Below are 13,514 nucleotides of genomic sequence, written 5' to 3' on the forward strand. Positions count from 1 at the left end.
TAATTTAAATTAACACGAAATTTTAATAAAAAATTTATCTTTAATTTATGTTTTTAAAGTAAAATTAACGGTTTTTATTTCATAAGGAGATACTATGGAGTTTCTTGAACTTTTATTAGTTTTAATCGCCTTGATACTGATTATCAAAAAACCAGAAAAAGAAAATTTGGCTTTTGGTTTAGTAATGGTAGCTTGGCTTTTAATGGTTTTTTTCTATGTTGGCCACAAAACAGGCGCACTATTAACAATAATGAATCTGTAAGGGAGGGCTAAATGAACGAAATCAATAAAACAAAAAATTTCTACACACTAATGTGTTTAGCAGGCTTTTTGATCATACTCTTACCTGTAGGTATTGCAAATTTTGTATTTGGTTATATGTTGGGTGATAGTCCCTGCACACTTTGCTGGGGACAAAGAGAAGCAATGATCTTTATCGGTGTGATGGCGCTTTTCATTGTTCGTTATGGTATGAAAGGTAAATACCTTGCTGCTCTTTTAATCATGACAGCAGTAGGCCTTTATCAATCTTTTGCTCACTATGGCAATCACGCTCATAGAGATTTAGATCAAGGTTTTGGTTTAGCAGTTTTTGGTATCCATACTTATTTTTGGGCTGAAGTGGTATTTTGGGCTGTTGTATTGCTTTTAGGTGTGATTTTTGCTTTTGCTCCTAAATTTAATGCTTTTGAAGCAGAATTAAATGGAGAAAAATTTAGAAAATATACGAAATTTTCTCTCGCAGCTGTAGTTATCAGTGCGATTGTAGTAGCTTCAAATGTTTTCCAAGCTTTTGTAAGCACAGGAATTCCTCCTTATGTGGGACAAGGCGATCCTGTAAGATTTAGCTTAAATCCAAAATACATCATTTGGAGTAAAGAAGGTTGGAATGGTTTATGGCAAAATATTTCTTTCTTAGGAAAGCGCGATGTTAAAGCTCCTGATTATGCTTTTGCACCTGCAAGTGAAAAACTTGGCATAAAATTTGATAATGATATCAACAATGCTCCATTTGCAAAAATCAATGATGAGCTTAAAATCACAAATGAACAAACTATAAATTTTGACAAAGCCATCAATACTCTTGATTATATCAACAATGAATTTGTAGCAAGCTCTAAATGGGATGTGGCTTTCTTAGATAATAATTTTAGCGTTAAAGAAGGTTTTGAGCTTGATCCTTATTTTTCAGCTACTATCGATCCAATTATTGGCATCATACCTTATATGAACGATAAATTCATTCTTATGGGCTCAAACAAATCTTTCTTAAGATTTGCAAAAAATCTTAATGCAAGTGAAGAAGATATCGCTAAACAATACGCTGATTTTGTAAAAGGTAATGATAAATTTAAAGGCCAAGGCGAAGGTTTAGGTCGTGGAAGACTTGATACTGTAAGAGCAAAATTTAACCATGTAGCAAGCATGACTACAGATGGAAATTATCTTTATCTTGCAACTGTTCCAAACAACAAAGACGCTAAAACTTTTGTAATCTCTAAAATTTCTTTAAAAGATCGTGTTCTTTCAGGAGAATTTACTCCAAAAGCAAATCTTAAAGAAGGTAAAACTTTAGGCGATCTTTATGTAACTTCTATGACTTTTAAAGATGGAGAAATTTATGCACTAAGCAAAAATCACAATGTGATTGCCGTAATTGATCCAGTTAAGGAAGAAGTAGTAAAAACTATCGCTTTCCCAAGCTCTATCACTAATGCTAGAAGCATTTTCTTTAAAGATGGAAAAATCAACATTCTTTCTTATCAAGATGGAGCAAACAAGCTTTATACTCTAAACTAAGCTTTAAGTCCTAGTGAAAACTAGGACTTATATTTGATCTTATCTTTAAACCCTGCTTTTTCAAAACCTCTTAAACGAAGCAAACAACTATCGCACTCCCCACATGCTTCATCTTCACTCTCATAACAAGACCAAGTAAGTTCTAAAGGTACATTTTCTTTTAAGGCTAGTTCTACAATTTTAGCTTTGTTCAGTCTAACAAGCGGAGTTTTTATACAAACTTTGAAATTCTTACTCGTACCTTCATTGATAAATTCTTGTGCCTTTTGTATAAACTCATCAGTACAGTCAGGATAACCACTGCCATCTTCTTCTACCACCCCTATAAAAATACTCTCACAATTTTCCTTTTCAGCCAAAGATCCTGCTATGCTTAAGAAAATTCCATTGCGAAAAGGCACATAGGTGATAGGTGGGGTATCGCTTATGCAAAGCTCATTTTTAGGAATGTCTATACTTTTATCGGTTAAGGCATTACCCCCTATATCTTTGATAAAAGTCACATCTAAAATATAAGATTTTTCTACTTTTAAAGCCTTGCAAATTTGCTTAAAACATTCTCTTTCTTTCTCTTGAGTGCGTTGTTCATAATCAAAATGCAAAGCGATGATTTCATAACCTTCTTTTTTGGCTAGATAAGCACACAAAGTACTATCCATACCGCCACTTATGATACAAAGTGCTTTTTTACTCATTTTTATCCTTAAATTTGCTATAATTTCGCAATTTTAACGAAAATTTTTAAATTTAAATTGCAAAAAAGGCAAAAGCATGATAAACATAAAACTCATAGAACACATTTTTAAAGCCGCTTCTATCAGTCGTTGGAATGATTATCCAAGAATGGCAAATTTGGTTGAGCTTGACAAACAAGCTCATAAATTCATCATCGCATATTTTATTGCTAAAATGGAAAAAGATGTGGATATGAGAGTGATTATAGAAGGGGGAATTTTTGAGTTTTTAAGTCGTGTGGTAGTAACCGATATACGCCCTGATGTGTATCATGAAATCGTGCGTCAAAAAAAAGCTGAAGTTAATGCTTGGGTTTTAAGCAAAATCGAACCTATGATAGAAGATATAGAAGAAGGAGAGTTTTTAAAGCGTTTTGAAGCGTATTTAAACGGCAATGCTTACGCTAAAGAAAGGCTTATCTTAAAAGCAGCTTCGTATTTTGCTACAAGATGGGAATTTAACATAGTTTATCAAACCTCAGCTTTTTTAAATGATATTGATGAGATTAAAAACAAAGTTGAAGAAGAATTAGAAGATTACTATGAGCTTATAGGAGCTAGAAAAATCGCTTTAAATCAAAAAATAGCCAAAATCATCGATCTTAGCGGAAGACTTCGCTTTCAAAAGCGTTGGGCTCAAACTCCACGCATACCAGAAACTGCGGTTTTAGGACATATGCTTGTGGTGGCGATTTTGGGATATTTTTACTCACTAAAAATCAAGGCTTGCGATAAAAGACTTGAGAATAATTTTTATTGTGCTTTGTTTCATGATTTGCCAGAGTCTTTAACGCGTGATATTATCAGCCCTGTAAAATACGGTATTGATGGGCTTCATGATATCATAAATGATTATGAAATGAAACTTATTAATGAAAGAATTTTACCCTTCGTTCCTGAGGGTTTAAGGGCTGAGTTTTCTTATATTTTAGGTATTAGAGAAGGTAGAAACGATGAGTCAAATTTTGTAAAAAATGAGTTTGAAAATCGCACTTATAAAAATGCTAAAATAGAGCTTTGTAGCGGAAGTTTAAGTTCTTTTAATGAAAATGAATTTGGTGCTATAGATGGTAAGGCGCTTAAATACTGCGATAAAATTGCTGCTTATATAGAAGCAGGACTTAGTATAAGCTATGGTGTAAAGTCTAAAGAACTTGAAAGTGGTTTTTTAGGAATGTATGAGTTTTTTAAAGAAAATCCTACTATAGATGGGGTAAATTTTTTTGAAATTTGTGAAAGTTTAAGAGAGTATTTTAAAATTTAAATAAGATTTTTATGCTCCTATTTTCAATATATTTTAAACAAAAATATTATAAATTCAAATTTTATTTTGTATAAAATATAAAGGAGTTATTATGAAAAAATACTTTCAAAAGCGCTATACTTTAACCTTTTTTATAGGTATATTAGCGGGTATTTTCGGAGCTATTGTTAAATGGGGTTGGGAAGTACCTTTTCCTCCAAGAAATCCCAATGTTTTTTGGCCAGCAGATGCTTTAGAACGTGTTACTCCACCTAAAATTTTTCTAGAACAACTAGGCTTACCTACTGATTGGACTTATATGTTTTCAGGTATGCAAATGCCTTTGTCAATTTTTATAGTGCATGTTGGTTTTTCTATTGTTTTTGGAGTAGCTTATTGTATGATAGCGGAAAAATGGCACCGTATTACTATGTGGCAAGGTGCAGTTTTTGGATTTTTTGTTTATCTTTTTGCCCATGTTATTGTAATGCCTTTAATTGCAGAAGTTCCACCACTTTCTGAAATTCCTTTTGATGAACACCTGTCTGAAATTTTTGGCCATATTGTTTGGCTGTGGGGTATGGAAATAGTTCGTAGAGATATAAGAAATCGTATAACTAAAGAAATAGAAGAATGAAAGGTTTCCTTTCATTCCATATCTAAAACTGCACCTTTACTAGCATTGCTAACAAGTTTTTGATACATTCTAAGCCATCTTGAAGGCACTTCTTTTTGAGGTAATACAAATTCTTTTTTGCGTTTAGCGATTTCTTCTTCACTTAAATTTGCATGGATGGTATAAGCATCTACATCAATTTCTATTTCATCTCCATCTTTTAAAAGTCCTATAAGACCACCTTCAGCTGCTTCAGGGGAAATATGACCCACGCTTAAACCCCTTGTAGCCCCGCTAAAACGACCATCGGTGATTAAAGCTACATCAGCGCCCAAACCCATACCCATTAAAAGTGAAGTAGGACTTAACATTTCTTGCATACCAGGGCCACCTTTTGGACCTTCATAGCGTATCACACAAACATTTCCTTTTTGCACCTTGCCTTTGATAATGCCTTTTATAGCTTCATCTTGAGAGTTAAAACAAACAGCTTTGCCTTTAAATTTTCTTTCTCCAACTATTCCTGCGGTTTTTATGACACAACCTTGCTCAGCTAAATTTCCAAACAAAATAGCAAGTCCACCTACTTTTGAGTAAGCATTATCTACTCTACGAATGATATTTTCATCTTTGATTTTGGCATTTTTTAAGCGTTCTTTGAGACTTTCTCCTGTGATAGTCAGTGCATCAAGTTCTAAAATATGTCCTTGTCTGCTTGAAATTTCAGCCATAACTGCACTCACACCTCCTGCTTTGTGGATATCATCCATATAAACACTATTTAGCGATGGGGCTATTTTTGCTATGTGTGCAACTTTGCTTGAGATGAAATTTAAATCTTTAATATCTAGTGCTACCCCTGCTTCACGTGAAATGGCAAGCATGTGTAAAACAGTATTGCTACTTCCACCCATTGCCATATCTACTACCATAGCATTACGCACGGCTTTTTGAGTGATGATATTGCGAATTTTAAAACGCTCATCTAAGGCGATTTCACAAATACGACGCGCTGCTTTTCTTAAAAGCTCTTCTCTTTCTTTGCTTAAAGCTAAAATGGTTCCATTACCTTCTAGTGCTATACCCATAGCTTCGCATAAGGTATTCATGGAATTTGCCGTAAACATTCCCGAGCAAGATCCACCACTTGGACAGGCTGAACATTCTATGTCTTTAAATTCTTCTTCGCTAATTTTTTTGGCTTCATAAGCCCCTACAGCTTCAAAAACAGAGCTAAGACTGATCTTTTCTCCTTTTTTGGTTACTCCTGAAGCCATAGGCCCACCACTTACAAAAATGGTTGGAACATTAACCCTTAAAGCTCCCATTAACATACCAGGAGTGATTTTATCGCAGTTTGGGATACAGATTAAAGCATCAAGTTGATGAGCATTCATCACTGTTTCAATGGAATTTGCGATAATTTCACGACTTGGTAAAGAATAAAGCATACCTTCATGCCCCATAGCTATACCATCATCTACACCTATGGTATTAAACTCAAAAGGCACACAACCATTTTTGCGTATCTCATCTTTAATGATTTTAGCATAATCATTTAAAAAATAATGCCCTGGGATTATGTCTATATAGCTATTTGCTACACCTATAAAAGGTTTGTCAAAATCTTCATCTTTCAAACCACAAGCACGAAGTAAAGAACGATTAGGTGCTTTTAAATGTCCTTTTTTTATCGCATCGCTTCTCATTGTAACTCCTGATAATAATTTTTTAAAATTATATTTAGCAAAGCTTAATTTTTGTGAAATTTATTTTGATATACATTTTCATAAATGATAAAAATTATTAATTGACAAAAATATTTTTTTATAATACAATGCTTTTTGATAATCAAAAAGGAGTCAAAATGAGACAATATGAAACCTATAAATGCCAAAAATGTGGCAATGAAGTAGAAGTTCAAAATGTAGGCGGTGGTAAACTTAGTTGTTGTGGTGAAGAAATGAAATGTATCACTACAGATTTAACTGCAGTAAATTTGATGAAAGCTTTTGCAGGCGAATCTATGGCAAGAAACAAATACGATTTGTTTGCTGATGTAGCTGAAGAAGAAGGTTGGCACGCGGTTGCTAGACATTTTAGAGAAGCAGCTGAAAATGAAAAATGGCATGCAAGAGCAGAATTTAAAGCATATCATGAAATCGTTGATGGCAAACCTTTAGAAGTAACTACAAAAAACCTAGTAAGTGCCGCAGAAGGTGAAAACTATGAGCACACAACTATGTATCCAAATTTTGCAAAAATTGCTGAAGATGAAGGCAAAAAGGCTATAGCGAGATTATTTACAGCTATTGGTAAAGTAGAAATCGAACACGAAAGAGAATATCTAGCGCTTAAAAAAATGCTTGAAGAAGAAGAATTTTTTAATAGCGAAGTAGAAGAATTATGGGTTTGTGAAGTATGTGGACATATACATCGTGGTAAAAAAGCTCCAGCAGCCTGTCCTTTATGTAAAGCACCAAAAGAGTATTTTAAACGCGAATTTTTGGGTTAAGTTAAGAAATTCTTATCCTTTTTAAGATAATATTATAATTATTTTTTAATAAAAGGATAAGAAAATGAAAAAATTACTATTTTTATTTTTTGCTTTAACGGCTTTTCTCTTTGGTGCTGTAAATATCAACACTGCAACACTAAAAGAATTAAAAAGTTTAAATGGTATTGGCGAAGCTAAGGCTAAAGCGATTTTAGAATACCGCAAAGAAGCAAATTTTACAAGTATTGATGATCTTAAAAAAGTTAAAGGCATAGGTGATAAGCTTTTTGAAAAAATCAAAAATGATATCACAGTAGAATAAAAGGGCATTTTTGCCCTTCTTTTTAGAAAAATTTTGAAAACTTTATTTGACACAAAAGAACTTTTAAACGAATTTGATATAAATTTAATCGGTATTGATGAAGCAGGACGCGGTGCTTTAGCAGGTCCTATGATGATGGCAGCTTGCAAACTGAACAAAAAACTTGATGGGTTGTGCGATTCTAAAAAACTAAGCGAAAAAAAACGCGAAGAACTTTATGAAATCATCATCAAAAATTCAAACTATCTCATACTTGCTTTTTCTTCAGAACAAATCGACGCACTAGGCTTAAGCACTTGTTTAAAAACAGGCTTAAAGCTTATAAAAAAGCATTTTAAAACAGAAAATAACTTCTTATATGATGGAAATACCAACCTAGGTATAAATGGGATAAAAACACAAATCAAAGCCGATGCTAGCATTTTGCAAGTAAGTGCAGCTAGCATACTTGCAAAAGTTAGTAAAGATAGGGTGATGAATTTCTTAGCTAAAGACTTTCCTTATTATAAATTTGAAAAAAACAAAGCCTATGGCACAAAAGCTCATAAAGAACTTATAGCTAAATTTGGAATTTGCAAACTCCACCGAAAAAGTTTTAAACTTTTATGATTATTTTGCTAAATTTTGATGCAAACTCAAAGCACATTCTATACCATCTTTTATAGCCCAAACAACTAAAGATTGTCCTTTTCTAGCATCTCCACAAGCAAAGATTTTTTTATGAGTGGTTTGGAATTTTTCTGTGCTTATGTTGTTTTTCTCATCTAATTTCACTCCAAAATTTTTAGCGATAGCTTCTTCGCACCCGCTAAAACCCATAGCTAAAAGCACTAAATCCGCTTTATAAGTTTTTTTAGAATTTGGAATTTCAACATTTATAGCTTTGCCTTCTTTAAACTCGCGTTTTAAATCATTTGCTTCAACACCTTCTACATGAGTTTTTCCTAAAAATTTCTTTGTCATTTTTTGATATTCCCTAGGATCTTTGCCATATACAGCAATGGCTTCTTCTAAACCATAATCAGTAGTAAAAATGTCAGCTTTTAAAGGCCAAGGATTGTTTTGGCTTCTTTGCAAAGGTCTTTTTGGACTTCTTTCAAAACGCACTATAGATTTAGCCCCTTGTCTTGTCGCTACAGCGATACAATCAATACTTGTATCCCCGCTTCCTATAACCAAGACATTTTTACCTTTGGCCGTATCTGCACCCTTGCCTGTTTTTAACAAAGTTTTGGTATTTTGCGTTAAAAAATCAAGGGCAAATTCAACCCCTTTTAGCTTTCTACCTTCTATATCAAGATCTATAGGCTTACTTGCTCCTGTACAAAGCACCAAAGCATCAAATTCTTTTAGAAGTTTTGAAACCTTATCTTTGCTGTCTATATTTTCATTCACTTTAAATTCAATCCCGCTTTTTTTAAGCAAATCCACCCGTCTTTGAACTATACTTTTATCAAGCTTCATATCAGGGATGCCATACATCAAAAGTCCGCCTATTTTATCGCTTCTTTCAAAAACACTTACTTTATAACCTAGTGAATTTAAAGTATTAGCACAAGCAAGTCCAGCGGGTCCACTTCCTATGATAGCGATTTTTTTGCCATTGTATTGCTTAGGTTTATTTACTCTTACTAAATTTTCCTTAAAAGCATTTTCTATAATGGATAATTCATTATTTTTGATGCTCACGCTTACACCATTTATCGCACACACACAAGAATCTTCACAAGGAGCAGGGCAAACACGACCGGTAAATTCAGGAAAAGGATTAGTAAGTTCAAGTCTTTCATAAGCTTCTTTCCATAAAGAATGATAAATAAGATCGTTCCATTCAGGAATGAGATTGTTTAAAGGACAGCCTATATCTTTTCCTTCGCTCATCACGCCCGTATGACAAAAGGCCACACCACAATCCATACATCGTCCGCCCTGAATTTCTTGTTCTTTTTTATCCAAAGGTATAGTAAATTCTTTGAAATTTAAAACCCTTTCCTTGGGAGCAATTTTTTTAAAATCCATTCTTTTAAAGTCTAAAAAACCTCTTGCATTTCCCATTTTTTACTCCTTATTTTTGTGTGATTTTCAAAAATGCTGCTAAATTTGGATCTTTTTCATTTTTACAAAGATCAAGCATTTTTAACATCTTTTCATAATCTCTTGGCATGACTTTAAAAAAGTCTTTTTTATCGAATTTTTCTAAAATATCTTTAGCCTTTTTAGAATCTGTATAAGCGATATGTTTTTCTATCACAGCTTTTAATTCTTTTTCATCCTTAGCATTAAGATCTTTAATATCCACAAGCTCGGTATTTACATGAGCTTCATTGTGTCTTCCAAAAATATAAACAACGCCCCCACTCATACCAGCAGCGAAATTCGCACCCACATCTCCAAGAACTACAACTTGCCCACCTGTCATATATTCACAACCATGCACGCCTGTTCCTAAAACCACAGCCAAAGCTCCTGAATTTCTTACACAGAATCTTTCCCCTGCTATACCATCTAAATACACTTCACCCTCAGTTGCTCCGTATAAACAAGCATTTCCTGCGATGATATTTTCTTCAGGCGAAAAAGTAGCTTCATTTGAAATTTTTGCTATGATTTTGCCACCACTTAAACCCTTGCCTAAATAATCATTGCTATCGCCTATAATCTCAAGTTTAATGCCCTTTAACAAAAACGCTCCAAAGCTATTACCTGCATTGCCTATAGCTTTGATATGGATACTATCTTCATCTAAAGCATCTTTTCCATAAGTTTTTAAAATTTCACTTGAAAGCATAGTTGCAAAAGTACGACTTTGATTTCCTACTTCTAAAGAAAGTTTGATAGGCTCTTTTTTCTCCACAGCATTTTTACAAAGTGGTAGTAAAATTCTATAATCAATCGTTTTTTCAAGTTTATTGTCTTTATAATCTTTAAAATGCACAGCAGTTCTATTATAAGTAGGCAAGGATTTTAAAATTTTATCTAAATTTAGCTTTCCTGCTTTACCTTGCACACTTTTTTGGCGGAGTTTATCCACACGACCTATCATATCATCTAGGCGTTCAAAACCAAGCCTTGCCATGTATTCTCTAAGCTCCTGGGCTATAAAATACATGAAATTAATCACATCATCCACTTTGCCTTTGAAACGATCTCTAAGTTCTGTATCTTGAGTGGCTATACCAAAAGGACAGGTATTGAGATGACAAACTCTCATCATCGTACAACCTAAAACAATCAAAGGCGCGGTTGCAAAACCAAATTCTTCAGCTCCTAAAAGTGCCGCTATGGCTAAATCACGCCCATTCATAAGCTTTCCATCAGTTTCTAATCTTACCCTATCTCTAAGCTTATTTAAAATCAAAGTTTGATGTGTTTCAGCCAAACCTAACTCCCAAGGAATTCCTGCATGCGGTATAGAAGTTCTAGGACTTGCACCTGTACCTCCATCATAACCTGAAACAAGGATTAAATTCGCTCCTGCCTTAGCCACACCTGCAGCAACCGTTCCTATGCCATTTTCGCTTACAAGTTTTACTGAAATTTTAGCGTCTTTGTTAGCATTTTTTAGGTCATAAATAAGTTGAGCTAAATCTTCTATAGAATAAATATCATGATGAGGAGGTGGGGAAATAAGCGTCACACCTGCAGTAGAATGTCTAGCCTTAGCTATCCAAGGATAGACTTTAAAGCCCATTAATTGTCCGCCTTCACCTGGTTTTGCGCCTTGAGCGACTTTGATTTGAATTTCTTTTGCATGACTTAAGTAGTTTAAATCCACGCCAAAACGCCCACTTGCTACTTGCTTAATGGCTGAGTTTTTATCCACACCCTCTTTGATTTCATAGCGTTCTTCATCCTCGCCACCTTCACCTGAATTTGATTTAGCACCTATTTTATTCATAGCCTGTGCTAAACACTCGTGTGCTTCTTTAGAAATAGAACCATAACTCATCGCTCCTGTTCTAAAGCGTTTAACTATACTTTCTACGCTTTCAACCTTATCTATACTGATAGCTTCACTAAAATCAAATTCCATCAAAGAACGCAAATTAACTTGTTTTTCATCTACTAAAGCCGAGTATTTTTTAAAGCTTTTATAGTCTTTGTTGCGGCAGGCTTGCTGAAGATTAAAAATCACAAGCGGATCGATTAAATGTTCTTCTTTAGCACTTCTAAAACCATGAATTCCTTTAGAATCTAAAGCCTTATGTGTATCGTTAAAAGCATATTTGTGTAAAGCAATGAGCTCTTTTTCAAAATCTTCTAAATCCATACCTTCAATGCGTGAAGTTGTAGAAGTGAAGTATTTATCAATCACCTTAGAGCTTAAGCCCAGACATTCAAAAAGTGCAGAGCCATTATAACTTTGCAAGGTAGAAACTCCCATTTTAGAAGCAATTTTGACTATGCCACTTGAACTTGCCTTGATGAAATTTTCTACCGCCTTTTCATAACTTAAATTTAAATCTTTATTGGTAATGAGTTTTTGTATGCTCTCATAAACCAAATAAGGATTAATAACAGTCGCACCATAGCCTAAAAGACATGCAAAATGATGAATTTCTCTAGGTTCACCACTTTCGATGATAAGACTTGTGTGTGTTCTTAAATTTTTTCTTACTAGATGATTATGCACTCCAGAAACAGCAAGCAAAGCGGGGATATAAGCGTTTTTTTCATCCACTCCTTTATCGCTTAAAATGATAATAGAAACACCTTTTTTAACCTCATCTTCTATCTTAACACAAAGTTCATCTAAAGCCTTTTCTAAAGTTTTTTTAGAATAATCATAAAGTATAGAAAATTCTTTAACTTGAAATTTATTTAAAGCCTTAACTTCAAAAAGTTCTTCATTACTTATCACAGGCAAGGCTATTTTTACACGTTTTGCATTGTTTTCATCGGGTTTTAATAAATTGCCTTCGCTTCCTAGATAAATCCTTGTAGAAGTAACGATCTCTTCTCTTATGGCATCAAGGGGAGGATTAGTTACTTGTGCAAAAAGTTGTTTAAAATAATTATACAAAGGTTGATAAGTTTTAGAAAGTATAGCCAAAGGAGTATCTACACCCATAGCTGCTATAGCTTCTTTACCATTTTGAGCCATAGCAGCCACACTCATTTTAAGCTCATCATAACTCCAACCAAAAGCTTTTTGGAGTTTTAAAACCTCATCTTCTTTTAAAAACTGATGTTTATAAACTCCGCTTTTTTGTTTTTCAAGTTCAACTAAATTTTTAAGCCATTTTTTATAAGGCTTAGCATTAGCATAATGCTCTTTGATTTCATTATCAGCTATAACCCTACCTCTTGCTGTATCAACGAGTAAAAGTTTTCCAGGTTCTAAGCGTTTTTTAGCTTTGATATTTTTTTCATCAAGTTTTAAAGCCCCTGTTTCACTTGAAAGTATGAGCATATCATCTTTTGTAAGATAATACCTTGAAGGACGAAAACCATTTCTATCCAAACTCGCCCCCATAATCACTCCATCAGTAAAAACTATAGCAGCAGGTCCATCCCAAGGCTCCATCAATAAAGAATGATACTCATAAAAAGCACGCTTTTTGCTTTCCATATTTTCATTTTTATGCCAAGGTTCTGGCACCATCATCATAAAAGCTTCTTCTAAAGTGCGACCATTTAGAGCTAAAAATTCTAAAGTATTATCAAACATTGCAGAATCACTGCTAGGCTTAGCTATGATGGGAAAAATTTCATCTAAATTTTCAAAATACTCACTTTGCATCAAACCTTCTCTAGCTCTTATGCTATCAACATTTCCGCGTATGGTATTAATCTCTCCATTATGCACCATATAGCGGTTTGGATGTGCTCTTTCCCAACTTGGAAAGGTATTAGTCGAAAAGCGAGAATGTACCAAAGCGATGGCTGATTTCATATTGACATCTTTAAAATCAAGATAAAAATCGCTCAATTGAGTTGAAAGAAGCATTCCTTTATAAACTATGGTACGTGAAGAAAAACTTGAAAAATAAAATTTTGGCACATTAATAGCTCTTTTTTCTATAAGGCGACGCGTACTATAAAGCACTCTTTCAAACTCAAGTCCTGCACTTATTTTACTTGGTTTTTTCACAAAGGCTTGTAAAAAATAAGGCATAGCTTTTAAAGCACTTGCACCTATATCACTAGGATTAAAAGGCACTTCTCTAAAACCTAAAAATTCAAGTTTTTTATCCTTTAAACCTTGTAAAAATATCTCTTTTGCTTCTTCTTTTGCATCAGTATTGGGTGATAAAAACATCTGCGCTACGGCATAATCACCCTTTTTAGGAAGTTCAAAA

The 13,514-nt window shown here is 33.8% G+C and carries 11 protein-coding genes; 7 read left to right on the forward strand and 4 right to left on the reverse strand.

The features are described from left to right. Positions 1 to 94 precede the first annotated feature (94 nt). Positions 95 to 262, forward strand: coding sequence for a disulfide bond formation protein Dba (gene dba, locus AJN64_RS08775; RefSeq protein WP_002779270.1), 168 nt, complete (start codon positions 95 to 97; stop codon positions 260 to 262). Positions 263 to 273: 11 nt separating this feature from the next. Beyond that, on the forward strand, positions 274 to 1,800 hold the full coding sequence (dsbI, locus tag AJN64_RS08780; RefSeq protein ID WP_070292890.1) for a disulfide bond formation protein DsbI: 1,527 nt from the start codon (positions 274 to 276) through the stop codon (positions 1,798 to 1,800). Positions 1,801 to 1,820: 20 nt separating this feature from the next. Here the strand turns inward: dsbI and queC are convergent, their stop codons facing one another. Then, positions 1,821 to 2,495 carry a 7-cyano-7-deazaguanine synthase QueC gene (gene queC, locus AJN64_RS08785; protein WP_053872303.1) on the reverse strand — a complete coding sequence of 225 codons (675 nt, stop codon included), beginning with the start codon at positions 2,493 to 2,495 and terminating at the stop codon, positions 1,821 to 1,823. A 76-nt stretch (positions 2,496 to 2,571) separates the two neighbouring features. On the opposite strand from queC, the gene AJN64_RS08790 reads away from it, so the two are divergent. Further along, a complete protein-coding gene (locus AJN64_RS08790) occupies positions 2,572 to 3,798 on the forward strand; it encodes an HD domain-containing protein (RefSeq protein WP_002866794.1) in 1,227 nt (408 codons plus the stop codon). A gap of 91 nt (positions 3,799 to 3,889) precedes the next feature. Further along, on the forward strand, positions 3,890 to 4,414 hold the full coding sequence (locus tag AJN64_RS08795; protein ID WP_070292891.1) for a YagU family protein: 525 nt from the start codon (positions 3,890 to 3,892) through the stop codon (positions 4,412 to 4,414). An 11-nt stretch (positions 4,415 to 4,425) separates the two neighbouring features. Here AJN64_RS08795 and ilvD read toward each other — a convergent pair whose 3' ends face one another. Continuing rightward, on the reverse strand, positions 4,426 to 6,102 hold the full coding sequence (gene ilvD, locus AJN64_RS08800; RefSeq protein ID WP_070292892.1) for a dihydroxy-acid dehydratase: 1,677 nt from the start codon (positions 6,100 to 6,102) through the stop codon (positions 4,426 to 4,428). A 158-nt stretch (positions 6,103 to 6,260) separates the two neighbouring features. Between ilvD and AJN64_RS08805 the strand changes: the two genes are divergently transcribed. From AJN64_RS08805 to AJN64_RS08815, 3 genes are all read left to right on the forward strand, one after another. Next, complete coding sequence (locus tag AJN64_RS08805; RefSeq protein ID WP_002855562.1) at positions 6,261 to 6,908, forward strand: ferritin family protein; 648 nt, start codon at positions 6,261 to 6,263, stop codon at positions 6,906 to 6,908. A 64-nt stretch (positions 6,909 to 6,972) separates the two neighbouring features. Beyond that, positions 6,973 to 7,212 carry a ComEA family DNA-binding protein gene (locus AJN64_RS08810; protein ID WP_002855574.1) on the forward strand — a complete coding sequence of 80 codons (240 nt, stop codon included), beginning with the start codon at positions 6,973 to 6,975 and terminating at the stop codon, positions 7,210 to 7,212. A 33-nt stretch (positions 7,213 to 7,245) separates the two neighbouring features. Next, a complete protein-coding gene (locus tag AJN64_RS08815; RefSeq protein ID WP_070243334.1) occupies positions 7,246 to 7,821 on the forward strand; it encodes a ribonuclease HII in 576 nt (191 codons plus the stop codon). Here AJN64_RS08815 and AJN64_RS08820 read toward each other — a convergent pair whose 3' ends face one another. After that, positions 7,822 to 9,267 carry a glutamate synthase subunit beta gene (locus AJN64_RS08820; RefSeq protein ID WP_070243335.1) on the reverse strand — a complete coding sequence of 482 codons (1,446 nt, stop codon included), beginning with the start codon at positions 9,265 to 9,267 and terminating at the stop codon, positions 7,822 to 7,824. A 10-nt stretch (positions 9,268 to 9,277) separates the two neighbouring features. Then, a partial coding sequence (gene gltB, locus AJN64_RS08825; protein ID WP_070292893.1) for a glutamate synthase large subunit occupies positions 9,278 to 13,514 on the reverse strand: 4,237 nt, incomplete at its 5' end.

Source organism: Campylobacter sp. BCW_4332 (assembly GCF_001763175.1).
In the GTDB taxonomy this organism is placed as follows: domain Bacteria; phylum Campylobacterota; class Campylobacteria; order Campylobacterales; family Campylobacteraceae; genus Campylobacter_D; species Campylobacter_D jejuni.

Excerpts from the sequence above, each read along its gene's own strand:
- dba (WP_002779270.1), top strand. The coding sequence starts at position 95 with ATGGAGTTTCTTGAACTTTTATTAGTTTTAATCGCCTTGATACTGATT.
- dsbI (WP_070292890.1), top strand. The coding sequence starts at position 274 with ATGAACGAAATCAATAAAACAAAAAATTTCTACACACTAATGTGTTTA.
- queC (WP_053872303.1), bottom strand. The coding sequence starts at position 2,495 with ATGAGTAAAAAAGCACTTTGTATCATAAGTGGCGGTATGGATAGTACT.
- AJN64_RS08790 (WP_002866794.1), top strand. The coding sequence starts at position 2,572 with ATGATAAACATAAAACTCATAGAACACATTTTTAAAGCCGCTTCTATC.
- AJN64_RS08795 (WP_070292891.1), top strand. The coding sequence starts at position 3,890 with ATGAAAAAATACTTTCAAAAGCGCTATACTTTAACCTTTTTTATAGGT.
- ilvD (WP_070292892.1), bottom strand. The coding sequence starts at position 6,102 with ATGAGAAGCGATGCGATAAAAAAAGGACATTTAAAAGCACCTAATCGT.
- AJN64_RS08805 (WP_002855562.1), top strand. The coding sequence starts at position 6,261 with ATGAGACAATATGAAACCTATAAATGCCAAAAATGTGGCAATGAAGTA.
- AJN64_RS08810 (WP_002855574.1), top strand. The coding sequence starts at position 6,973 with ATGAAAAAATTACTATTTTTATTTTTTGCTTTAACGGCTTTTCTCTTT.
- AJN64_RS08820 (WP_070243335.1), bottom strand. The coding sequence starts at position 9,267 with ATGGGAAATGCAAGAGGTTTTTTAGACTTTAAAAGAATGGATTTTAAA.